Here is a 21,519-nt window from a genome sequence, read left to right on the forward strand (position 1 = left end):
CCGCGGTCGTCAAGGCTTTTACTCCGGCAGGCGCAGGGCGGGTATGCGACTGCGTACCGCCCTTACGGAGCACGAACGTCGGCGCGGGGAGCGCTACCCGGCGGAGCACTCGATGACCGCCGGCGCGTTCACCGGCGACGACGGCCGACTGGTCCACGTGGGGCCGGACGGGACCGTCCACGACTGTTCGTACTCCCTCTCCGAGGTCGGCGGCGCCGACCGCCTCCGGATGGGGATAACCGCCGGGCGCGGCGTCCGCTGGTTCGACGACCTGGAGACGACCCGCCAGCACTACGACGGCGACACCCCGCTCGTCGAGACGGAGTACGACGCCGGCCGCTACACCATCCACCAGTTCGACCTCGTGGTGAGCGACACCCACCTCACCCACGTCGAACTGCGCGGCTCGCCCCCGGCAGACGCCGAACTCGTCGCCGCCTACGCGTTCTCGCCCGACATGGTCGAGGGCCGCGTCGGCAACATGGTCCACGACGGCGCCGGCCCCGGGGACGGCGGCGTCGTCGAGGTGTACCACCGGACCGAACACGACTTCCTCACGGCCTCGACGGGCCTCTCGAACGCCCACGGCCAGCGCCTGCGGACGATCCCCGAGCTACTCGGCGAGGGCGGCGACGGGTTCCCGCACCGCGGCGAGATCGACCGCCGCGAGGACTCCCGGCTCACCCCGGACGTCGTCGTCCGCGCCCCGTTCGAGCGCGACGGGCGCACCGAGCGCGTCACGCTCGCGGGCCGCGCCGTCGTCGACCGCCGGGCCGCTCGCGACACCGGCGACGACGCGAAGGACGCCCTCACCGACGGGATCGACCGCCAGCGCCGGATCGAGGCGGTGTCGAACATCGCGACCGCCTACCCCGACGCCGACGACCTCCGCGAGGCCGCCGACGGCCGCGGCCCGGACGTGCCCGAGGACGCCCCCCGGCGCTCGGTGATCGCGAGCGACCTCCGCGCGCTCGACCTGCTCACCGCGGAGTCCGGCGCGCGGATCGCCGCGCCCGAGTTCGACCCCTTCTACTCCACCTCGGGCGGCTACGGCTACACCTGGTTCCGCGACGAGGCGACGGTGTCGACCGCGCTGCTCGACGCGAGCGAGGAGCTCGGCCTCGACGCCGACGAGGAGCTGCTCGCGGCCGCGAGCTTCTTCTGCCGGACGCAGGACGCCGACGGCTCGTGGCCCCACCGCGTGTGGGCCGACTCGGGGAAGGTCGCGCCCGGCTGGGCGAACGCCCGGATCGAGGGCGCGAACGCGACACCCGGCCCGAACGACCAGCTCGACCAGCCCGCGACGGTCGTCGCGTTCCTCGCGACGCTGCGCCGCGAGGCCGACCTCCCCGCCGAGTGGCGCGACCGGATCGACGAGACGATCGCCGACGCCGTCGACTTCCTCCTCGAGACGACCGAGGACGACGGGCTGCCGCGCCGCTGTCAGAACTGCTGGGAGAACGCGCTCGGTCGGTTCACCCACACCGGCGCCGAGTACCTCCGGGCGTTCGCCGCCGTGGCGCGCGCGCCGGTCGACGAGGGGCTCCGCGCCGACGCCGCCGACGCCGCCGACGCGGCGCTATCGGGCCTCGACGCGCGCTGGAACCCCGACGCGGAGCGGTTCCTCCAGCGCGCCAGCGACGACGGGCAGGACGCCCGCGCCGACGCCAGCACGTTCGCGCTCGCCACGGCGGCCGCCGAGTACGCCGCCCTGCTCGACGACGAGGCCGCGCCGGGCGGCGACGCGGCCGCCACCGACGGCTCCGGGCCCGCCGGCGTCGACTCGGTCGCGACGACGGAGTTCGACCGCTTCCTCGACCGGGTCAACACGCACGTCCGGCAGACGGTCGACGCGCTCCGGCGCGAGACCGCCTCTGTCGAGGGGCTCGTCAGGTTCACCGGCGACGACTGGCGCACGGCCGAACAGGGCGCCGCGAAGGTGTGGTCCATCGCGACGCTGTGGGGCGCGACGGCCGCGGCGACGCTCGCGGGCGTCGTCGACGAGCGCGGCGGGGCCGCCGGGCCGCTGTTCGCGGACGCCCGCGACCTGTACGCGCTCTGCGAGCCGGACGGACCCTTCGTCAACGAGGCGGGGTTGTTCGCGGAGCAGGCGTTCGACGACGGAGACCTCGACAGCGCGACGCCCATCGCGTGGTCGCACGCGCTCCGCATCGACGCGACGGTGACGCTCGCGAGCCACGGCGAGCTCCCGGTCCCGCACGACCGCGAGAGCGGCCCCGAGGCGGCGCCGCACTGGACGACCGGCCGGAAGTTCGGCCTCGGCACGCCGGCCGACTACGAGGCCGACGACCCGGTCCCGGTGTGGTTCACGCTCACGGAGGGGGCGCTCACCGAGGCGCGGTTCCCGCGGATCGACGTGATGAACGTCCGCACGTTCGACTTCCTCGTCGCCGACCCCGACTCCGAGTACGCGATCCGCACGTTCGACGAGACGGGCCACGTCTCGGCGACGGAGACGATAGAGCGGACGACGGAGCCGGCGGCCGACGACGCGCTCGCCTACGTCCAGCGGATCCGCGAGACCGGCGACGGCCACGGCCACTCCTGGACGCTCCGGGTCGAGTACGCGGTCGACACCGACGGGACGGCGATCCTCGCGGACGTGCGGTTCGAGGGGAGCCGCGAGTACGACGTGTACGCGCTCGCCGACGCCACCATCGCCAACGTCGGCACGAACGACCGCGCCCAGCGCGTCGACGGCAACGGCGGCGCGCACCTGCTCGCGCGCAAGGACGACCCCGACCGCGACGCGGGCAAGCTCGTCGACGACGAGGGCGAGCCGTTCGACCCCGCCCTCGCGCTGGCGAGCGGCACGGGGTTCGACTGGGCGAGCGCGCTCGCGGCCGGCGGCGAGGCGGCCGACGCGCTGTTCGGCGACGGCGAGCGCGGCGAGGAGTCGGCCGAGGCGGTCGGCAACGTCGTCCTGGCCGGCCTCGTCGGCAGCGGCGAGACCGTCGCGGACACGGTCGCGCTCGGGTTCGCCGAGGACGCCGACACCGCGGCCGCGCTGGGCGAGGCCGAGGGGGCGCTCGCGCGCGGCTTCGACGACGCCGCGGACGCGTACGCCGAGACGTGGCGCTCGTGGCTCGCGGACCGCGAGCTCCCCGACTCGGTCGCGGACGACCCCGACCTCGCGGCGCAGTACCGCTTCGCGCTGATGACGCTCGCGGCCGTCGAGGACAAGGCCCACGACGGCGCGGGGATCGCGAGCCCCTCGGTCCCGTGGGGCGAGACGGAGTACGCCGCCGAGGACCGGGGCTACGGCTACAACTTCGTCTGGTCGCGGGACCTCTACCAGGTGTTCACGGCGCTGATCGAGATGGACGACCTCGGCCGCGGCGCCGACGCCTTGGCGTACCTCTACAACACCCAGCAGGACGACGACGGCTTCCTCCCGCAGAACACCTACATCGACGGCCGGACCCGGTGGGGCGGCGAGCAGATGGACAACATCGGCTTCCCCTCCGTGATGGCCTGGCAGCTGTACGAGCGCGGCGTGACGCTCGCCGACGCCGACTACTCCTACGACCAGGTCGCCCGATCGCTCGATTACATCGCCGAGAACGGCCCCGAGACCGCCCAGGAGCGCTGGGAGGAGGAGGCGGGGTACTCGCCGTCGAGCATCGCGGCCGAGATCGCGGGCCTCGTCTGCGGCGCCGCGCTCGCGCTCGCCGAGGCCGACCGTCGCGACGGAGCCGACGAGGCGGGGAGCGGGGCGGCCGAGTCGCCCGAGTCGCTCCGCGCCGACGCGCTCGCGTGGCTCGCGCTCGCCGACGACTGGACCGCCCGCGTCGAGGACTGGTGCGCGACCGCGACCGGCACCGACCGCCACGACCGGACCCCGTACTACCTCCGGGTCACGGCCGACGGCGACCCCGAGTCCGGCCGCCCTCGGACCATCGCCAACGACGGCCCGACGTACGACGAGCGCGAGATCGTCGACGGCGGCTTCCTCGAACTCGTCCGGCTGGGGATCAAGCCCGCCGACGACCCGGTCGTCCGCAACTCCGTCGCCGTCGTCGACGACTCGATCCGCGTCGACACTCCCCACGGCGCCGCCTGGTACCGCTACGTCGGCGACGCGTACGGCGAGATCGCGGTCGGCGACCCCGGCGCGCCGTGGGCCGGGACCGGCGACGGCCGTGGCCGCCTGTGGCCCATCTTCACCGGCGAGCGCGGGGAGTACGAGCTCCGCGCCCGCGGCGACGGCCCCGACGCCTTCGGCGGCACCGACGAGGACGCGCTCGAACCCGAGGCGCTGCTGGAGACGATGGCCGGGTTCGGTAACTCCGGGTTGATGCTCCCCGAGCAGGTGTGGGACCGCGAGCACCCGACGAAGTACGGCTGGGAGTTCGGCGAGGGCACCGGGGGGGCGACCCCCCTCGCGTGGTCGATGGCCGGCTTCGTCCGACTGGCGCACGGCGTCGACGCGGGCAAGCCGGTCGAGACGCCGACCGTCGTCCGCGACCGCTACGTCGAGTCCGACCGCCCGGCCGGTCCCGACCTGACGGCCACCGCCGAGTTCGTCGAGGACTCGGTCGTCGTCGCCGGGGAGACTGACGCGGCGCGCGTGGCGGTCCACACGCGGCAGGCGTCCCGGCTCGTCGCCCCCGACGCCGACGGCGCGTTCGAGGTCGACCTCGACGCGGACACCGACGCGCACACCGTCGTGGTCGCGGCCGCGACCGACGACGACTTCGAGACGGCGGGGACCGCCGTCGAGCGGCTCCGCCTGTAGCCCGTCGCAGCCGGGTCAGGTCGGCGGTTCACGAACCCCTTCTACCCGAGGGCGGTCACGTCGACGATGCGTGTCTCGCCGTCGACCTCGATCTCAACCGTCTCGGCGACGCGCTCGCGAACCGTTTCGCGCCAGTCCTCGACCGCCTCTGCGTGTCGCTTCCGCCGCGCCGCGAGGTCCGCGTCGGGGTATTCCGCCGCCGTGTCGTCGACCTCGGGGTACGGCGGCGCGTCGGCCACCAGCGCCCGCGGGTCGATGTGGAGCGGCGCGGGGCCCCCGTCGCCGGCGTCCGCGTCCCCGTCGCCGCCTCCCGCGTCGAGCGCGTGGAGCCGGGCCCGCATCCGCCCGGAGAAGGGCGGCGTCGCGCGGAGGACGACCTCGCGGTCGCTCCGCAGCGTCGCTTCGAGCGCGTTCGCCACGTCCTCGCGGTGGACCGCCACCGACCGGATCCGATCGGGGCCCGGGTCCCGGCCCCCCTCGTCGTCAGTCATCGTTCGCCGCCCACTCGGCGTCCGAGAGCGTTCGCTGGACCGCCTCCTCGCCGACCGCGCCGGCGAGGTGTTCGAAGCCCGCGCGGACCCCGCGGTCGCCGGCGTTCGCGACCAGCCGCGAGACGATGAACTCCGGCGTGGACTTCCCGACCGTCTCGAACCGCGGCTGGTAGTCGACGCGGAGCTCTAAGTCGTTCGTCAGCCCCTCCGCGAAGATGCCGTCGATCCGGGCCGCGTCGGGCAGCGGGCTCAGGTCCTCCGCGAGGTGCGTGACGTAGACGCCGAGCGCGCCGCGGTCGACCGTGAGCGTGACGAGGCCGTTCAGCAGGTCGGCGGCGCGGCCCGGCTCCGTGATCGCCTCGAACTCGTCGACGAGCATGAGCGTGCGGCCGTCCGCGACGAGCGGGGGGACGACCGACTTCAGCGTCGACTCCAGCACGCCGGCGTTGAAGGATGCGTGCCGGCGGTGGAAGACGATCCGGTCGAACGTCCCGACCTCGGCCGCGTCGGCGGGCACGGGCAGCCCCATCGACGCGAGCAGCGCGACCGCACAGAGGGTCTCCAAGAGCGTCGTCTTCCCGCCGGAGTTCGCCCCGGTGAGCACGCTCACGCGGTCGCCCGTCGGCGGCGCGTCCGCGCTCGCGACGCCCGCCTCGCCCGCGAGCGAGTGCGAACCGACCCCGTACGAGACCGGTTGAACGTCGCCGCCGAGGAATGGGTTCCGCGCCCCGCGCACGGCGATGCCGTCGTCGACGAGCGTCGGGCGGACGTGGCCGTTCTCGGCCGCGAACCGCCCCAGAGAGAGCAGGAACGCGGCGTCCGAGACCGCCGCCGCGGCGCGGGCGACCGCGGTGTCCTCGTCGGCGCCCGACTCGTCGCCGAGGCGCTCGCGGATGTCGGCCGCGACGGCGGCCTCGCGCTCGTCGACAGCGGCCTCCAGTTCGCCGACGAGGTCGCGAAGCGTCCCGGAGACGAAGTCGGCCGCGTCGAGCGCCTCGTCGGGCGCCGCCGACCGGACCGTCGCCGGCTCGACGCCGGTCTCGTGCGCGACGTGGTCGACCGTCGCCGCCTCCAGCGCCTCGAAGTCCCGGAGGCTCCCGTCGCGGACGGTTTCGAGCACGTCGAACGCGGAGTCTGCGAGGTCGCGCGCGGCCGAGAGCTGCTCGCGCAGCCGGTCCAGCTCCGCGTCGGCGCCCGCCGCGATCTCGATGTCGTCGCCGTCGAGGTCGCCGGCGGGGTCGATCGAGCCCCGCACGTCGGCGAGCGCGTCGGCGGCGTCGCGCAGGCGGTCGCCGTCGAGCGCGCCCACGTCCGCGAACGGGCCGTCAGTCACCCCCGCCTCGCGGAGGGCGACGGCGGTCTCGACCGCGGCGAGGTCCGAGCCGTCGGCCTCGTCGTAGGCGGCGAAGGCGTCCGCGACGGCCTCGCGCTCGTCGTCGTCGAGGCCCTCCCAGGCGTCGCGGGCGGCGACGACCCGGTCTAACCGCTGCTCGACGGCGTCGCGGTCGAGGAGGGGGGTCATCACCCTGATCCGGTCGGCCGCGTGCGCGGTCAGCGCCGCGTCGGCCGCGAGCCCGAGGAGGTCGTCGTACACCGAGCGCGCGTCGCCCGTCGCGAGGACGTCCATCCCGGCCTCGCCGTTCGCCCGGCGGAGGATGCGGGTCGCGCGGCCGCGGTGGAGGCCGGCGTCGACGAGCGCGCGGACGTCGGCCGACTCGATCGCCTCGACGGCCCGTTCGGTCCCGAGCGCCTCGGTGAGCCGCTCGCTCGTCTTGGGGCCGATCCCCCAGTAGTCCTCCAGTCGCATACCCCGTGGTGTCGCCCCGGCGCCTTGGCGTTTTCGTCGCCCGCCCCGGCGGCCCCGCCGTCCCGATGTCTTCTCTCGCCGTCCAGATTTTCCCCGCCGTCCCTCGACCGCGGCGCGATCCGGCACGCGAGCGCTCTTGCCTCCGGCTCCCGTACGGGAGGCCATGGCAACCGAGATCGCCGAGGGCGTCTGGCGGATCGAGTGTCGCGGCGTCAACGCGTACCTCGTCTTCGACGACGTGCCGACGCTCGTCGACGCCGGGACTCCGTGGGACGAGGCCGCGATCCGGGACGGGCTCGACGAGGCCGGCGTCGCCGTCTCGGAGGTCGGCCGCGTCCTGCTCACGCACTACGACCTCGACCACGTCGGGACGCTGGCGGCGCTCGCGCCCGACCTCGACGCGCCGGTCCGCGCGTACGGCTTCGACGCCCAGCTGCTCCGCGGAGCGCGCACTCCGCCACTACGGAACCACAAGGGCCTGATCCAGCGGCTCGGCGGCCTCGTCACCGACCGCGCCGACCTCGACGTCGTCGGCGTTCGCGACGGCGAGCGGATCGGGTCGTTCACGGCGTACCACACGCCCGGCCACACGCCGGGCCACGTCGCGTACGTCAGCGAGGAACTCGGGGTCGGGCTCCTCGGGGACCTCGTCTCGGCGTCGAACGGCGACCTCGAACCCTCCGGCTGGCTGATAAGCTACGACACGGACGAAGTTGCGACGAGCGTCCGGGGGCTCGCCGAGCGCGCCCCGGCGTTCGAGGTCGCCTGCGTCGGGCACGGCGACCCGCTCGCGACGGGCGGCGGCGAGGCCCTGCGGCGGCTGGCGGCGACCGTCTGATCTACCCGCCTACCGCGACTGCCGGTAGATGAGGTTGCGCTGGATGTCGTTGGCGCCCTCGTAGATCACCGGGATGCGCACGTCGCGGTAGACGCGGGCGATCCGGCGCTCGGTCAGGATCGAGCGGCCGCCGTGGAGCTTCATGCCCTTCTCGGCGCAGTCGGTGGCGACCTCCGTCGACTTGGTCTTCGCCAGCGCGGCCCAGTAGCCGGCGTCCTCGTTGTTCGCGACCTTCTCGCAGGCGCGCCAGTTGAGCGCCCGCGCCGACTCGAACCCGATCCGCATGTCCGAGATGGTGTGCTGGACGGCCTGGAAGTCGTCGATGGTGCGGCCGAACGCCTCGCGCTCGTCGATGAACGCCTCCGCCTCCTCGATGGCGGCGGCGGCGAGCCCGAGCCCGTGACCGCCGACGATGACGCGGCCGTGGTTGAAGAAGTCGGCGAGCACGTAGAAGCCGCCGCCCTCGCTGCCGACGACGTTCTCCTCGGGCACGAAGCAGTCATCGAAGACGATGTGGCCCTGCTTGGATGCGCGCATCCCCATCTTTTCGGGGATGTGCTCGGCCTCGTAGCCGTCGGAGTCGGTCTCGACGATGAACAGCGTGTAGTTGGAGTAGCGGTCGTCGCTCTCGCCGGTCTTCGCGTAGACGGTCAGCCAGTCGGCCTCGACCGCGTTGCCGACCCAGTACTTCTCGCCGGTCAGCTCGTACCCGCCCTCGACCTTCTCGGCCTTCGTCGTCATGCCCGCCAGGTCGGAGCCGGTCTGCGGCTCGGAGACCGCGAGCCCGGAGATCTGGTCGTTCTCGGCGACGGGCCGGAGGTACTTCTCCTTCTGTTCCTCGGTCCCGTAATCCTCGACCATCTCCGCGCCGAAGCTGGCCAGCTGGAGGGTGAGCGCGATGCCGGCGTCGGCGCGGTAGAACTCCTCCGCGATGGCCAGCACCTGCGCCAGGTCGAACCCCTTGCCGCCGTACTCCTCGCCGATGTCTTGGGCGACCAGTCCGGCGTCCATTCCCGCTTCGAGCACTTCCCACGGGTACTCGCCGGACTCGTAGTACGCCTCCGCGTTCGGGGCGATGTACTCGTCGGCGAACTCCCGCGCCTCCTGTTTGACCTCTCGCGCGCGCTCCGGCACGATGCTGTCGTCGAGCAGCTCCATACGACCCGTCAGAGCTCCGCGGGCAAAACGTCGGTGGAACAACGAAGAACGTCGGGTGAGTTTATCTGCCGTCGGCCGCGTCCGCATCGCCCGACTGGTCGGCGTCCCCATCACCCGACTCCTCGGCGTCCGCGCCGTTCTCTCCCTCGGTCTCCGCCGGCTCCCTCTCGGGCTCGTCGTCGCTCGTCGGTCCGGCCGCGACCTCCTCGGCGTCGGCGATGTCGACCTCCTCGGGGCGCTCGGCGTCGGACTCCGAGGCGCTCGCGCCGTCCGGGGCCGCCGCTTCCGCCGGCTCGGTCGGCTCGGCGGGGTCCGCGGGCTTGAACCCCGCCGTCTCCAGGTCCGCGTCGGTACTCTTCCGGGGGTCCGTGCCGCGCTCCCGGAGGAGCGCCCGCGTCGCCTCCCTGTCGACCGTCCCGGAGACGGTCCGGGGGAGCTCCTCGACGTACGCGACCGTCTTCGGGATCTTGAAGCCGGCGAGGCGCTCCCGAGCGTGGTCGACGAACGCGCCCTCGTCGATCGGTGCGGGACCGACGCCCTCGCCCCCGACGACCGGCGTCGCGTCGTCGGAACCCGTCGCGTCGTCGGAGCCCGTCGCGTCGTCGGCCAGGTCGGCCGACTCCTCCTCCGGTACGCCGGTCTCCGTCGGATCGGGCTCCGCGTTCGCGGCGTCTTCCGTGGCACCAGCCCCGTTCGGGAACCGGTCGCCGACGGCGACGAGCGCCGCGACGCGCTCGCCCCACACCTCGTCGTCGAGGCCGACGACCGCCACGTCCTCGACCTCGGCGTACTCCCGGAGCACGTCCCCGACCTCGCCGGGTTCGACGTTCTCGCCGCCGGTGATGATCCGGTCGTCGACCCGGTTGAGCACGTGGAGGTACCCCTCCTCGTCGAACCGTCCCACGTCGCCGGTGTGGAGCCCGTAGGGGCCGAAGTCCGACCGGTCGATGTCCGCGGGGTCGATCCCGTTCAGGTCGACGTTGTCGGGGGCCGCCGCGTCGCCGTCGTCGTCCGCCTCGGACCCGTCGCCGTCGCGCTGGGCGAGGTACCCCGGCGTGATCGTCGGTCCCCTGACGACGACCTCGCCGGTCTCGCCGGGCTCGACCGGGTCGCCGACGTCGCCGACGACCGTCACGTCGGTGCCGAAGAGGGGCCGACCGACCGTCCCGAGCCGGTCCCTGGTCTGTCGCGGCGTCGCGGTGGTGATCTGCGAGGCCGCCTCGGTCATCCCGTAGGTCGGGTAGACGGGGATCGAGTAGTCGCGACACCGCTCCAACAGCTCCGCCGGCGCGGGCGCGCCCCCGAGCAGGACCACGCGGAGCGAGTCCGACAGCGTCCCGCGTCGGTCGAGCATCCGCTTGAGCATCGTCGGGACGAGCGAGACCCCGGTCACGTCGTAGGCGTCGATGTCGTCGGCGGTGCCGCCGGCGTCGAACCCCTCGCGCAACACGAGCGTCGCCCCGTACATGACCGACCGATACACCGGCGCGAGCCCGCCCATGTGGTGGAGCGACAGCGACACGAGCCAGCGGTCGTCGGCCTCGACCCCCAGCCGGAACGCCGAGGCGACCGCCGAGCTGTACACGTTGCCAGCGGTCAGCGGCACGGGCTTGGGCTCGCCGGTCGTCCCCGAGGTGAACAGCACGCAGAGCGGGTCGTCGAACGACCACGCCGGCGGGTCGAGCGCCGCCGGGTCGACATCGTGGATCCCGGTGACCTCGGCGCTCGTCGGGTCGTCGACGGAGTAGACGGGGACCCCTTCGATCTCCGCCGTCGCGTCGGTCGCCGTCGCCTCCGTCGGCTCCGCGCAGACCACGGCGTCGAGGTCGGTCCGGTCGATCCGCGCGGCGATCTCGCGCGCGGTCAGCTCCTGACCGAGCGGGACGAACGTCGCCCCGATCCGCATCGTCGCGTGGACGAGGCCGACGGTGCCGACGTACGGTGGGGTCAGCACGCCGATCCGGTCGCCCTCGCCGAGCCCGTGCGCGACGAGCCGACCGGCCGTCTCGGCGACCAGCCGGTCGAGGTCGGTGTAGCTCCACGCCTCGCCGTCCTCGGCGCGGATCAGGGCGGTGTCGTCCGGCGACGAGACCACCCGGTGGGAGAGCCAGTCGCGCATCGGTGTCACCCGCGTCCGCCGAGTGCGGTGCGACTACTCATCCGCCGACTGTCGCACGGTCAACACCGGTACGTCCGACGTGCGGACGACCCGCTCCGTGACGCTCCCGAGCAGGTAGCGGTCGATCCCCTTCCGCCCGTGGGTCCCCATCACCACGACGTCGATGCCGTGGTCGTCGACGTAGTTGTGTATCGACCGGTAGGCGGTCCCGGACGTGACGCTGGTGACGCACTCGACGCCGGCGTCCGCGGCGGCCTCGGCGACGCGGGTCGTCGCCTCCTCGCCCTCCGATTCGAGCGCCTCGACGACGACCTCCGCGCCCGCCTCGAGGCTGGAGTACGCCGCGCCGTCGACGACGTACAGCGCGTGGAGGCGAGCGTCGTATCGGTCCGCGAGGTCGATCGCGTGTTCGATCGCGGCGTCCGACGCCGGGCTGCCGTCCGTCGGAACGAGGATCTCTGAGTACATCTCACCCCGTGGTTCGACGGGTAGCGATTAAAAACCCGATCAACTGTCTCGATCCGCGGCAGCGCCGAGGCGGCGCCGTCCGTCCCTACCGGAACCCCATCGCTTCGATCTGCTCTTGATACCGGTTGCGGATGGTGACCTCGGTGACCTGCGCCACGTCGGCGACCTCGCGCTGGGTCTTCTTCTCGTTACAGAGCAGCGACGCGGCGTAGATGGCGGCCGCCGCGAAGCCGGTGGGCGACTTCCCGGAGAGGAGGCCCTGCTCCGCGGAGACGTCGATGATCTCGGTCGCCTTCGACTGGACCTCCTCGGAGAGCTGGAGCGCGGACGCGAACCGCGGGACGAACTGCTTTGGGTCGACCGGCTTCAGTTCCAGGCCGAGCTCCTGGGAGATGTAACGATAGGTGCGGCCGATCTCCTTTTGCGGGACCCGCGAGACGTCGGCGACCTCGTCGAGGCTGCGGGGGATCCCCTCCTGTCGGCAGGCGGCGTACAGCGCGGCGGTAGAGACGCCCTCGATGGATCGCCCCCGGATGAGGTCCTCGTTGAGCGCGCGGCGATAGATGACGGAGGCGACCTCGCGTACCGAGCGCGGCACGCCGAGCGCGCTGGCCATCCGGTCGATCTCCGAGAGCGCGAACTGGAGGTTGCGCTCGCCCGCGTCTTTGGTCCGAATTCGCTCCTGCCACTTCCGCAGGCGGTGCATCTGCGAGCGCTTCTCCGAGGAGAGCGACCGCCCGTAGGCGTCCTTGTCCTTCCAGTCGATGGTCGTCGTCAGCCCCTTGTCGTGCATCGTCTCCGTGATGGGGGCGCCGACGCGCGACTTGGACTGCCGCTCGTTGTGGTTGAACGCGCGCCACTCCGGGCCGCGGTCGATGTTCCGTTCGTCCAAGACGAGCCCGCAGTCCTCGCAGACGAGTTCTTGGTCGGCGTCGGTGACGATGTCCTCCGAGTCACACTCCGGACAGGAGACCGTCGATTCGTCCGTTTCCTGCTCCGTGTCCCGCTCCTGTTGCCGCTGGCGACTCGGACGTTCCATTAAAAGGTTTGTGGTCAGTCGCACATTTAAACCTTGTCCACCCCCATCAACGATCCTGATGATCCGTGTGCGCTCGGTCACCCGGTTAACCGCTCGGAGAGCGCGTTTGCCGACGGATCCGGGAATACGGGATCGGGTCAGCTCGGGTCGCGACTCGTCTCGGTCCGCCGCCGCGACGCACGAAACGTGACCGCGGTTCGGGGTCGAATTCCCCGCCGGATTTCAGGGCCCGAGATCGCGGCCCCACTGCGAGCGAATTCCGGCGCTCGGAGACGCTCGCACGCCCTTCTCGATGCGTTCGTCGCCGTCGGGTCTCGTCTCTTGATCTCTGGTTATTACCACTAAACATCTATAAAGGTTTTTGTATAACCAATACCAATAGGCGTGTATGAGCACCACCTCCTCGTCCGGCATCGAACGCACGCTGCGCGGCTGTCGCCCCGCGGATGTCGACCCGGTCGTCATCGACGCCGCCGACCTCGACAGCACCGCGCCCGACCACCTCCGCGACCTCAAGCAGGGGCTCGCCGCCCGGGGCTACCAGCCCGCCGCCGTCGCGACCGAGGCGGCGTTCGACGCCGAGAGCACGCTCGAACGCCAGCGGGAGGCCGACCGCCTCCGCGGGCTCGTCCGGGCGGCGTCGTTCCTCGGCGCCGGGCGGATCGAGGTCACCGTCGAAGAGGAGCCGTGCGAGGAGACCCGCACGGCGCTCGCGGCGCTCGCCGAGCGAGCCGACCGCGAGGGCGTCGAGTTCGTCCGCGTCGACGGCGCCGCCTGACCGATGGCGACGAAGCGGTCGCTCGCGGCCAAGCTCGGCGTCGTCGCCGGCTTCGAGCGCCCGGACGCCGCCCTGGAACAGTACCCGACACCCCCGGAGCTGGCCGCCCACGTCGTCCACCTCGCCGACCTCCACGGCGACGTCGACGGCCGGACCGTGATCGACCTCGGCGCCGGGACCGGGATGCTCGCGCTGGCCGCGGCGCTGCGCGGCCCCGCCCGCGTCGTCGGCCTCGAACTCGACGGCGGCGCGCTCGCGACCGCCCGCGCCAACGAGCGTCGCGTCGCCGCCAGCGCGCCGGTCCACTGGGTCCGCGGCGACGCCACCCGCCCCCCGCTGGCCGTCGCGGAGCCGGCGACGGTCGTGATGAACCCGCCGTTCGGCGCGCAGGACGGGAACCGCAACGCCGACCGGGAGTTCCTCGCGGTCGCGAGCGACCTCGCCGACGTCTCCTACTCGGTCCACAACGGCGGGAGCCGGGAGTTCGTCGAGGCGTTCGCCGCCGACGAGGGCGGCGAGGTGACCCACGCGTTCGCGGCCGAGTTCCGGATCGACGCGCAGTTCGACCACCACACCGACGCGGCGCGCGACATCGAGACCGAAGTGTACCGGATCGAGTGGTCGTAGGCCCCTGACTCGTCGCTCCGGTACCGCCGGTCTCGACTACTGACGCCCTTCGTACCGCTCCCGCTGCGCGATCCGGACCCGCGTCTCGCCGCGCTCCGCGAACAGGACGTCCCCCTCGCGCACGAGGGTGATCCCCCGGACCGTCACCGACTCGTTCGCCGCCGGGAGCGGCGCCGTGACGTTGTTGCCGCTGCCGCCGATCACCGACAGCTCGAAGCCTCCCCGCGCGGCCGCGACGACGACGTTGCGGCCGTCGATCCGGGGTTCGGCGCGCGCCGGTTCGCTCGTGAACAGCGTCCGCCGGGTCTCGTTCCGGACCGCGTCGACCCGGTACGTCGGCCCGCCGTTCGCCGCCACCCAGCCGACACGCTGGACCCACACGGTCTCGCGCCAGCCGGTCCCGCCAACGTCGACCGCGCGGTACCCCCAGAACGCGAGGTTCCCCTTCGAGACGGCCGTCGTCCATATCTCGCGGTCGGAGTTGCTGACGATCACCCCCGAGGTGTTGACCGACGTCGACCGGCCGAACGCCTCGACGTCGACGACGCCCACGAGCCGGTTCTCCACGTCCTCCGCGTACGTCACCTGATACCCCTCCACCTCGACCGGGTCGCCGGGGAGCTCGCCGTCGTCGACCGCGACGAGGTTCGGGACGACGGCCGGCCCGGCGACGACGGCCAGCGCCGCGACGAGCAGCAGGAGGCCGACCGCCGCCGGCGTCGCCGACCGGACCCCGCCCCGGATCGTCTCGGGGTCCGGGACCGCCCGGGCCGGCCAGATGGGCTCGTCCCGCGAGACGGCCGCGACGGCGACTATCGCCGCGAGCAGGGCGAGCAGCCCGACGCCGACCGCGCGGTACAGCTCGTAGCGCTCGTTGCCGAGGTACCAGTACACCGCCCACAGCCGGCGCGACGCGCCGAACAGCAGCAGCGCACCGAAGACGACGATCGCCGACCGCTCCGTCGCGTCCGTGCGGGCCCCACCGCCGTCGGCGGTCGCGACCGGGTGGTGCCGCCACCGCCCCGCGGCCGCGTCCGAGTCGGCGCCGCGATCACCGTCTTCCCGGGCTCGGCTACGTCGCCGGAGCAGGACGACCGCGACCAGCGCGCCGCCGATGAGCCCGAGCGCGTGGCCCTGAATCGCGACGTTCGCCCACCCCGGCACGCCGTAGGAGGGGGACGCCTCCGCGAACGCCACCGGGACCCGGACGGCGTCGTAGAGGACGCCGACGAGCGTCGTTCCGGCCATGGCGACGACCGCGGCGACCGGGCGCGAGACGAGCGCGAACCCCCAGTACGCGAACACCACGACCGAGAAGCCGATCACCGGCCCCAGCGCGAACAGTGCGGAGACGAGGCCGAACGCGACCGCGGCGCCGGGCACGATCAGGAACGCCCGGACGTACGGGTTCGCCGCGGGCGACTCGACGGCGGCGATCCGGCCCGGAATCGCTCGGATCCGCTCGGGGAGACGCCGCGCTCGGCTCGGGAGCGCCCGCACGCGACTCGGCAGGCGTCGGAGGCGGACGGCGAGCCGGTCCGCGTCCCCGACCTCGCGGCCGTCGGGGAAGTGGCCGTACGCGTACTCCGAGAGGCCGCCGGCGACGACCGCGGCCAGGAGGTTGCCGGTGATGTGACCGCGGCTCGCGTGTGCGAAGCTCGACCAGACGAGCCCCTCCGGGTAGAAGTACGACCACGACCGGAACGGGATGACGACCGGCCGGTTCGGGTTGTCGAGGCCGGACTGGACGAACAGGTACACCCCGATTACGCCCACCATCACGACCAGCGTCCCCCACGGGACGCCGAGGAGGAGCCGGGACCGGATCGCCCGCGTCCAGTCGCCGCTCGGTCGGTCGACGGCGTACACGACGGCGAGCGCGACGGCGAGCGCGACGCCCCCTGCGGCGAGGTGAACGGCGTCCGCCGTCAGCGCCTCTGCGACCATGTCAGGTTCGACGGGGCCGCGCACACATCAATACGGGGGTCGGGAGCGCGGCCGGAGGTCGGCGGCGACGGACGGCGCTCGGAAGCGGCGTCCGGGCGTCGGCGCGGAGGCGGGGAGTCCGGAACGGGACTCGTCGGGCCGACGGTCCGGAAACGGTCCTCAGATCTTGTTCTCCGCGTCGTCGGCGAGCTCCTCCATCCGCTTGCCGACGCGGCCGGCGGGCGAGAACTCGTCTTCGCTCATCGCGTTCGCCAGGGCGTTCCCGAGGACGAAAACGGCGTGCTTGTGCTCGCTCTTCGACTTGTGGACGTGCGAGGGGTCGACGTCGAGCTCGTCGTACGGGTCGAACAGCGATCCGTCGACCGACTCCTGGGCGCGGAAGTGCTCCATGATCGTCACCATCTGTTCGTGGAGTTCGAGCAGCTCGTCCTTGTGCATACCCACGGATACGGGATGTGGGCCCTATAAGGGTTGTTGAGGGGGGTACGCACGGTTCCGCGCCGCGGGGACCGCCGTCGAGGAGAGTCGTTCGGTCAGAAGACGTACTCGTCTTCGTGGCCCATCATCCCCTCGTCTTCGAATCCGTTGGAGTCGTCGTCGTCTCGCGGGCCGCTCGTCTTGTACGCCTTGATGCCAGTCGACAGCAGCTCCTCTACCGCCTCCTCTCGGTTGAGGAACTCCCCCTCCTCGACCATCTGGGCGATCTGCATCTCCAGATGCTCCGGCACGGTTATCTTCACTCGTGGCATTTGCTGTCCGGCTCTTGTGGGATGGCGTATATAAAATTGGCGTCGCAGATCCGGCGATACGAAAACGCAAAACGACGACACAAAAGTTCATTTTCCGTCCTCAAAATTCGCCTTGGAATTGTGCGAACGCCGCGCGGCGTCCACGCCCCTATCGACAGGAGGTCCCGTCGAACGCGCCGCACTCGGCCGCCCGCCCGGCTCCGGGAGCGACATCCATACGTCGGTCCGGGCCGAACCGGGTCCCATGACCGACTCCGGCGTCGAGGCCGTCGAAGACCTCACCGACCTCTACCGCGAGTACGGCGACGACCGGCTCCCGCCGGGACAGCGCGAGACCGACGGCTTCCCCGTCCTCTCGAAGAGCGGCACGCCGTCGTGGGACCCGGACACGTTCGAACTCGAGGTGTGGGGCGCCGTCGAGGAGCCCCGCTCGTTCTCGCTCGACGAGTTCCGCGACCTCCCGGCCGTCACCCAGCGACAGGACTTCCACTGCGTGACGGGGTGGAGCAAGTTCGACTGCGAGTTCACGGGCGTCGCGTTCGCCGACCTCGCCGACCTCGCGGGCGTCCGCGACGACGCCGAACACGTCATGTTCCACTCGCTGGACGGCTACACGACCGACCTCCCGCTCGACGAGTGTACGGAGCCGGGCGTCCAGTTGGCGTACGGCTTCGACGGCGACGACCTCCCGGCGGACCACGGCGGCCCGATCCGCGTCGTCACGCCGCACAAGTACGCGTACAAGGGCGCGAAGTGGGTCTCGGGCGTGGAGTTTCTCACGGAGCCCGAGCTCGGCTACTGGGAGAAGCGCGGGTACAGCGACACGGCGAACCCCTGGAACGAGGAGCGCTACAGCTGATCGCGCGGCGTCCGTCGCCCCGCTCGCTTCGCCCCTCGGACATCCCCCGTCCGTTCCGCCCCGATAGTCAGGATAAAGGGTCCACGGCCCCGACTCGGTACGTATGAAAGGGGCGCGCCCACGGTCGTCACCGCCGCTGGTCAGCCGGACCACGGCGATCGACGAACCGGCGTTCGCGGCGGCGTTCGACGCGCTTCCGGCGCCGCGCACGACCTGGAGCGCGCCCGGCGACGCGCTGGTGATCGGCGGCGGCTCGGCGGCGACGCTGACCGCCGCCGGCGGCGACCGCTTCGCGGCGATCCGCGAGGCGACGACCGAGCTGTTCGAGTCCGGCGACGTCCACGCCGGCACCGAGGCGGCCCGCCCCAGGGTCTTCGGCGGGTTCGCCTTCCACGAGGGCGCCTGCGACGGCGACCCGTGGGCGCCGTTCCCGGAGGCCCGGTTCGTGCTCCCCCGCGTCCAGCTTACCGTCGCGGACAACGGCGCGTGGCTGACGGTCAACGCGGTCGGCGAGGACGCCGACGTCTCCGCGGTCGAAGACCGGCTGGCGAGCGAGGTCGACCGGTTCGCCGCCCTCGACGGCGACGGCGAGGCGCCGAGCGGCGACGGCAACGCCGACTCCCGGGGCGACCGGCCGCCCCGGCCCGGGATCAGCGAGAGCCGGCGGACCACGAGCCCCGAGGCGTGGCGCGAGAGCGTCGGCGCCGCGGTCGACCGGATCCGCGACGGCGACCTCCGGAAGGTGGTGTTGGCCCAGGCGCTGGAGGCCGACCTCGCGGCCGACTTCCCGCGCGCGGCGACGCTCGAACGCCTCGCGGAGAAGTACCCCGACTGTCACCGCTACTGGTTCGAGCCCGAGGCCGGCGAGAGCGCCTTCTTCGGCGCCACGCCCGAGCGGTTGGTCTCGCTGCGCGGCCGCACCGTCGAGACCGACGCGCTCGCCGGGACGACCGGCCGCGGCGAGACGCCGAGCGAGGACGAGTGGCTCGCGCGGGAGCTCCTCGACGACGAGAAGAACGTCCACGAACACGAGCTGGTCGCGGAGACGGTGCGGGACCAGTTGGAGCCGTTCGCGGCGTCCATCTCCGCGGGCGAGCGTCGCGTCCGCCGGCTCGCGACGGTCCAACACCTCCACACGCCGATCACAGCCGAGCTGGACGCGGACCGCCACGTGCTCGACCTTGTCGAGGCGCTCCACCCGACGCCGGCGGTCGGCGGGCTGCCGCCGGACCGCGCGCTGGCGACGATCCGCGAGACCGAGCCGTTCGACCGCGGCTGGTACGCCGCCCCGGTCGGCTGGATCGACGCCGCGGGCAACGGGGCGTTCGCGGTCGCGATCCGCTCTGCGGTCGCGGTCCGCCGGCGCGCCACGCTGTTCGCGGGCGTCGGGATCGTCTCCGACTCCGACCCCGACCGGGAGTGGGACGAGGTCCAGCTGAAGTACCGGCCGATCCTCGACGAGCTGGAGGGCGACGACGGCGACGCGGGCGGTCGGTAGCCGCCCGATCGAACCCCTACTGGAACATCTTCAGCGGCTCGGCCTGCGAGCTCTCCTCGTTCGCCTGTCGCATCCGCTCGGCGAGCTGTTGTTTCGCGTCCCGGATCTCGGTCGCCTGTTCGACCAGCCCGTCCGTCGGCGTCTCGATCCCGGCGATGGGGTCGATGCCGTCGGCGATGAGTATCCGCGCCGCCTCCGGGTCGGGGAACTGCGGATCGGACTCGACGACGAGGCCGACCGCGTCGCGGCCGTGTTCCAGCGCGGCCGCGAGCATCGCCCCCGTGGGGCCGGAGACGAGCCCGGACTCCGACGGCTCCGACACCTCGGCGCGCGCCAGCGCCTCGCCCCCGTCGCCGGTGGCGATCCCGTACAGCTCCGGCGGCGCCTCGTCCTTCTCGCGGCCGAGCCCCGACAGGAACACCGGGAACAGGTCGACCTCGTCGAACCACGAGCCGAGACACGCCGCGACCTCCGTCGCCGCGTTCGGGTTCACGGGCACGTCGCTGCGGAGCGCGACGAGGTCGTTCTCCGGGTCCGCGTACAGCCGCACCGGCGTCGTCGCGGCCGTCTCGGACTCGTGGTAGACGGCCACCGGCGGGAGCCCGTCGCAGTGGACGTTCGCGTAGTGGGTCATGCCGTGGACGTCGATCAGGTGGTCGGTCGCTATCTTGCCGACGAGGCCGACGCCGGGGAACCCCTCGATCAGGGTGGGCGCGTCCAGCGAGAGACCGTCGTCGAGGACGGAGATGCGTGCCATGCGCCCCCCTACGCCCGGGGCGGACCTAAAGGTGCGGCGCAGGGCGGGTCCCGCAGGAGTCTCCGCGCCCGAGTCCCGAAACCGTCTAACGCCCCGACGCGAAAGGAGGGCTATGAATCCGCTCGACCGTTACGAGCCGCTCGTCGACGACGTCGACGCGTTCCGGGCGGCGTGCGACCGGCCCCTCCCCTCGGTCGTGCGCACGAACGGCATCGCGGCGACGCCGGCCCGCGTCCGCGAGGCGTTCGACGAGGCGGGCGTCGCCTACGAGCCCGTCGACTGGCACGACGGCCTGTTCCGGCTCCCGGACGGGAACCCCGGCGGCAACTGGCCGTACGTCCACGGCTGGACGCACGGCCAGGAGGAGGTGTCCGTGCTGCCTGGGCTCGCGCTCGACCCGCAACCGGGCGAGCGCGTCTGGGACGCCTGCGCGGCGCCCGGCAGCAAGACGACCCAGATCGCGGACGCCATGGACGACGAGGGCACCGTCGTCGCCAACGACAACAACCTCGGGCGGCTCTCCGCGCTCCGGCACAACGCCGAGCGCCTCGGGATCACGAACGCGGTCGTCACGAACCAGGACGCCCGCAACTTCTCGACGAAGCCGCTCGCGTTCGACGAGTTCGACCGCGCGCTGGTCGACGCGCCCTGCTCCTGTGAGGGCACCTGTCGCAAGAACCCGGACGTGCTCGACCAGTGGACGCTCGACCACGTCCACGCGGTCGCGGGGATCCAGAAGGGCGTCCTCGCGCGGGCGGTCCAGGCGACCCGCCCGGGCGGCGTCGTCGTCTACTCGACGTGTACGTTCGCGCCCGAGGAGAACGAGGCCGTCCTCGACCACGTCCTCGCGAGCGAGGACTGCGAGCTGGTCGACTTCGACCTCCCGCTCGACACCGACCCCGGCGTGACCGAGTGGGACGGCGAGACGTACGACGAGTCGGTCACGCGCGCGAAGCGCATCTACCCCCACCGCAACGACACGGGCGGGTTCTTCTGCGCGAAGCTGCGCGTGGGCGGAACGGACGACGAGAGCGGAGACGCCGCCGCCGACGGCGGCGAGGTGGCCGCATGAGCGACGACGCCGAGGGGTCGGCGGCAGCCCCCACCAACGACGGGCAGCAGTTCGACCGGCTCCCGGAGACCCCCGCCGACCGCGCGGTCGAGGGCCGCGCGAGCCGCGAGGAGGTCCTCGACTGGTGGGAAGAGCGGTTCGGGATCGGTCGGGACACCTTCGCCGAGTACTCCTTCTGGGAGAAGGGGGCCGGGAAGATCTGGATCTTCAACGGCGAGGCGAGCGACCCCAGCGAGGTCGAGGCGGTCGGCATGACGTTCCTCCGGACGCGACAGGAGCACTGGAAGCCGACCGGGCGGGCGGTCTCGCGGTTCGGATCGCGCGCGACGAAGAACGTGATCGAGCTCGGCCCGGAGCGGGCGGCCGCCTTCGCCGCCGGGGACGACCAGGACCTGCCCGAGTGGGACGGCGACTGGGGCTACCTGATCGCGACCCACGAGGTCGCGGGCGAGAGCGTGCCCATCGGCGTCGGGCTATACCTCTACGACGAACTGCGTTCGGTGGTGCCGAAGGGGAGCCGCGCGGACCTGCCGGTCGTGGAGTGACCGACCGC

18 protein-coding genes are annotated in these 21,519 nt (G+C 72.7%); 8 read left to right on the forward strand and 10 right to left on the reverse strand.

Translation table 11 applies throughout. The annotated features are described in order from the left end of the window. Positions 1-43 precede the first annotated feature (43 nt). On the forward strand, positions 44-4,759 hold the full coding sequence (locus tag EXE44_RS04355) for a glycoside hydrolase family 15 protein (RefSeq protein ID WP_199241180.1): 4,716 nt from the start codon (positions 44-46) through the stop codon (positions 4,757-4,759). A 41-nt stretch (positions 4,760-4,800) separates the two neighbouring features. On the opposite strand, the gene EXE44_RS04360 is transcribed toward EXE44_RS04355, so the two are convergent. Both EXE44_RS04360 and EXE44_RS04365 read right to left on the reverse strand, forming a co-directional pair. Beyond that, positions 4,801-5,250 carry a hypothetical protein gene (locus EXE44_RS04360; protein ID WP_137716122.1) on the reverse strand — a complete coding sequence of 150 codons (450 nt, stop codon included), beginning with the start codon at positions 5,248-5,250 and terminating at the stop codon, positions 4,801-4,803. Continuing rightward, positions 5,243-7,057, reverse strand: coding sequence for a DNA mismatch repair protein (locus EXE44_RS04365; RefSeq protein WP_137716123.1), 1,815 nt, complete (start codon positions 7,055-7,057; stop codon positions 5,243-5,245). Before EXE44_RS04365 ends, EXE44_RS04360 begins: the two co-directional genes overlap by 8 nt. Positions 7,058-7,220: 163 nt before the next feature. Here EXE44_RS04365 and EXE44_RS04370 point away from each other — a divergent pair, with 163 nt between their 5' ends. Continuing rightward, the gene (locus tag EXE44_RS04370) at positions 7,221-7,895 is read left to right on the forward strand and encodes an MBL fold metallo-hydrolase (RefSeq protein ID WP_137716124.1); all 675 of its coding nucleotides are present in this window, start codon (positions 7,221-7,223) and stop codon (positions 7,893-7,895) included. A gap of 9 nt (positions 7,896-7,904) precedes the next feature. Here the strand turns inward: EXE44_RS04370 and EXE44_RS04375 are convergent, their stop codons facing one another. The 4 genes from EXE44_RS04375 to EXE44_RS04390 form a co-directional block, all read right to left on the reverse strand. Beyond that, positions 7,905-9,053, reverse strand: coding sequence for an acyl-CoA dehydrogenase family protein (locus EXE44_RS04375; RefSeq protein WP_137716125.1), 1,149 nt, complete (start codon positions 9,051-9,053; stop codon positions 7,905-7,907). Between the two features lie 61 nt (positions 9,054-9,114). Then, the gene (locus tag EXE44_RS04380) at positions 9,115-11,172 is read right to left on the reverse strand and encodes an AMP-binding protein (RefSeq protein ID WP_137716126.1); all 2,058 of its coding nucleotides are present in this window, start codon (positions 11,170-11,172) and stop codon (positions 9,115-9,117) included. Between the two features lie 33 nt (positions 11,173-11,205). Further along, a complete protein-coding gene (locus tag EXE44_RS04385; protein WP_137716127.1) occupies positions 11,206-11,640 on the reverse strand; it encodes a universal stress protein in 435 nt (144 codons plus the stop codon). Between the two features lie 85 nt (positions 11,641-11,725). Further along, positions 11,726-12,679 carry a transcription initiation factor IIB family protein gene (locus EXE44_RS04390; RefSeq protein ID WP_053771462.1) on the reverse strand — a complete coding sequence of 318 codons (954 nt, stop codon included), beginning with the start codon at positions 12,677-12,679 and terminating at the stop codon, positions 11,726-11,728. 388 nt (positions 12,680-13,067) lie between these two features. Between EXE44_RS04390 and EXE44_RS04395 the strand changes: the two genes are divergently transcribed. Both EXE44_RS04395 and EXE44_RS04400 read left to right on the forward strand, forming a co-directional pair. Next, positions 13,068-13,457, forward strand: a complete 390-nt coding sequence (locus tag EXE44_RS04395) for a hypothetical protein (protein ID WP_137716128.1) — start codon at positions 13,068-13,070, stop codon at positions 13,455-13,457. 3 nt (positions 13,458-13,460) lie between these two features. Next, positions 13,461-14,084, forward strand: coding sequence for an METTL5 family protein (locus EXE44_RS04400; protein ID WP_053771460.1), 624 nt, complete (start codon positions 13,461-13,463; stop codon positions 14,082-14,084). Between the two features lie 36 nt (positions 14,085-14,120). On the opposite strand, the gene EXE44_RS04405 is transcribed toward EXE44_RS04400, so the two are convergent. The 3 genes from EXE44_RS04405 to EXE44_RS04415 form a co-directional block, all read right to left on the reverse strand. Continuing rightward, on the reverse strand, positions 14,121-16,031 hold the full coding sequence (locus EXE44_RS04405) for a rhomboid family intramembrane serine protease (protein WP_137716129.1): 1,911 nt from the start codon (positions 16,029-16,031) through the stop codon (positions 14,121-14,123). Between the two features lie 159 nt (positions 16,032-16,190). Next, the gene (locus EXE44_RS04410) at positions 16,191-16,469 is read right to left on the reverse strand and encodes a UPF0058 family protein (protein WP_053771458.1); all 279 of its coding nucleotides are present in this window, start codon (positions 16,467-16,469) and stop codon (positions 16,191-16,193) included. 95 nt (positions 16,470-16,564) lie between these two features. Further along, complete coding sequence (locus EXE44_RS04415) at positions 16,565-16,780, reverse strand: ribbon-helix-helix domain-containing protein (RefSeq protein ID WP_004598554.1); 216 nt, start codon at positions 16,778-16,780, stop codon at positions 16,565-16,567. A gap of 244 nt (positions 16,781-17,024) precedes the next feature. On the opposite strand from EXE44_RS04415, the gene EXE44_RS04420 reads away from it, so the two are divergent. Beyond that, positions 17,025-17,639 carry a sulfite oxidase-like oxidoreductase gene (locus EXE44_RS04420; RefSeq protein ID WP_137716130.1) on the forward strand — a complete coding sequence of 205 codons (615 nt, stop codon included), beginning with the start codon at positions 17,025-17,027 and terminating at the stop codon, positions 17,637-17,639. Positions 17,640-17,742: 103 nt separating this feature from the next. Beyond that, complete coding sequence (locus EXE44_RS04425) at positions 17,743-19,137, forward strand: isochorismate synthase MenF (protein ID WP_137716131.1); 1,395 nt, start codon at positions 17,743-17,745, stop codon at positions 19,135-19,137. 16 nt (positions 19,138-19,153) lie between these two features. On the opposite strand, the gene EXE44_RS04430 is transcribed toward EXE44_RS04425, so the two are convergent. Further along, positions 19,154-19,894 (reverse strand): proteasome assembly chaperone family protein, encoded by a 741-nt coding sequence (locus tag EXE44_RS04430; RefSeq protein WP_137716132.1) that lies wholly within the window; start codon positions 19,892-19,894, stop codon positions 19,154-19,156. A 112-nt stretch (positions 19,895-20,006) separates the two neighbouring features. On the opposite strand from EXE44_RS04430, the gene EXE44_RS04435 reads away from it, so the two are divergent. After that, positions 20,007-20,966 (forward strand): RsmB/NOP family class I SAM-dependent RNA methyltransferase, encoded by a 960-nt coding sequence (locus tag EXE44_RS04435; RefSeq protein WP_137716133.1) that lies wholly within the window; start codon positions 20,007-20,009, stop codon positions 20,964-20,966. After that, positions 20,963-21,511 (forward strand): hypothetical protein, encoded by a 549-nt coding sequence (locus tag EXE44_RS04440; protein WP_137716134.1) that lies wholly within the window; start codon positions 20,963-20,965, stop codon positions 21,509-21,511. Before EXE44_RS04435 ends, EXE44_RS04440 begins: the two co-directional genes overlap by 4 nt. Positions 21,512-21,519 lie beyond the last annotated feature (8 nt).

Origin of the sequence: Halorubrum sp. SS7 (assembly GCF_005435055.1) — an archaeon.
Classification (GTDB): domain Archaea; phylum Halobacteriota; class Halobacteria; order Halobacteriales; family Haloferacaceae; genus Halorubrum; species Halorubrum salinarum.

Bases quoted from the DNA above. Each gene is read 5' to 3' on its own strand.
- EXE44_RS04355 (WP_199241180.1), top strand. From the start codon at position 44: ATGCGACTGCGTACCGCCCTTACGGAGCACGAACGTCGGCGCGGGGAG.
- EXE44_RS04360 (WP_137716122.1), bottom strand. From the start codon at position 5,250: ATGACTGACGACGAGGGGGGCCGGGACCCGGGCCCCGATCGGATCCGG.
- EXE44_RS04365 (WP_137716123.1), bottom strand. From the start codon at position 7,057: ATGCGACTGGAGGACTACTGGGGGATCGGCCCCAAGACGAGCGAGCGG.
- EXE44_RS04370 (WP_137716124.1), top strand. From the start codon at position 7,221: ATGGCAACCGAGATCGCCGAGGGCGTCTGGCGGATCGAGTGTCGCGGC.
- EXE44_RS04375 (WP_137716125.1), bottom strand. From the start codon at position 9,053: ATGGAGCTGCTCGACGACAGCATCGTGCCGGAGCGCGCGCGAGAGGTC.
- EXE44_RS04380 (WP_137716126.1), bottom strand. From the start codon at position 11,172: ATGCGCGACTGGCTCTCCCACCGGGTGGTCTCGTCGCCGGACGACACC.
- EXE44_RS04385 (WP_137716127.1), bottom strand. From the start codon at position 11,640: ATGTACTCAGAGATCCTCGTTCCGACGGACGGCAGCCCGGCGTCGGAC.
- EXE44_RS04390 (WP_053771462.1), bottom strand. From the start codon at position 12,679: ATGGAACGTCCGAGTCGCCAGCGGCAACAGGAGCGGGACACGGAGCAG.
- EXE44_RS04395 (WP_137716128.1), top strand. From the start codon at position 13,068: ATGAGCACCACCTCCTCGTCCGGCATCGAACGCACGCTGCGCGGCTGT.
- EXE44_RS04400 (WP_053771460.1), top strand. From the start codon at position 13,461: ATGGCGACGAAGCGGTCGCTCGCGGCCAAGCTCGGCGTCGTCGCCGGC.
- EXE44_RS04405 (WP_137716129.1), bottom strand. From the start codon at position 16,031: ATGGTCGCAGAGGCGCTGACGGCGGACGCCGTTCACCTCGCCGCAGGG.
- EXE44_RS04410 (WP_053771458.1), bottom strand. From the start codon at position 16,469: ATGCACAAGGACGAGCTGCTCGAACTCCACGAACAGATGGTGACGATC.
- EXE44_RS04415 (WP_004598554.1), bottom strand. From the start codon at position 16,780: ATGCCACGAGTGAAGATAACCGTGCCGGAGCATCTGGAGATGCAGATC.
- EXE44_RS04420 (WP_137716130.1), top strand. From the start codon at position 17,025: ATGACCGACTCCGGCGTCGAGGCCGTCGAAGACCTCACCGACCTCTAC.
- EXE44_RS04425 (WP_137716131.1), top strand. From the start codon at position 17,743: ATGAAAGGGGCGCGCCCACGGTCGTCACCGCCGCTGGTCAGCCGGACC.
- EXE44_RS04430 (WP_137716132.1), bottom strand. From the start codon at position 19,894: ATGGCACGCATCTCCGTCCTCGACGACGGTCTCTCGCTGGACGCGCCC.
- EXE44_RS04435 (WP_137716133.1), top strand. From the start codon at position 20,007: ATGAATCCGCTCGACCGTTACGAGCCGCTCGTCGACGACGTCGACGCG.
- EXE44_RS04440 (WP_137716134.1), top strand. From the start codon at position 20,963: ATGAGCGACGACGCCGAGGGGTCGGCGGCAGCCCCCACCAACGACGGG.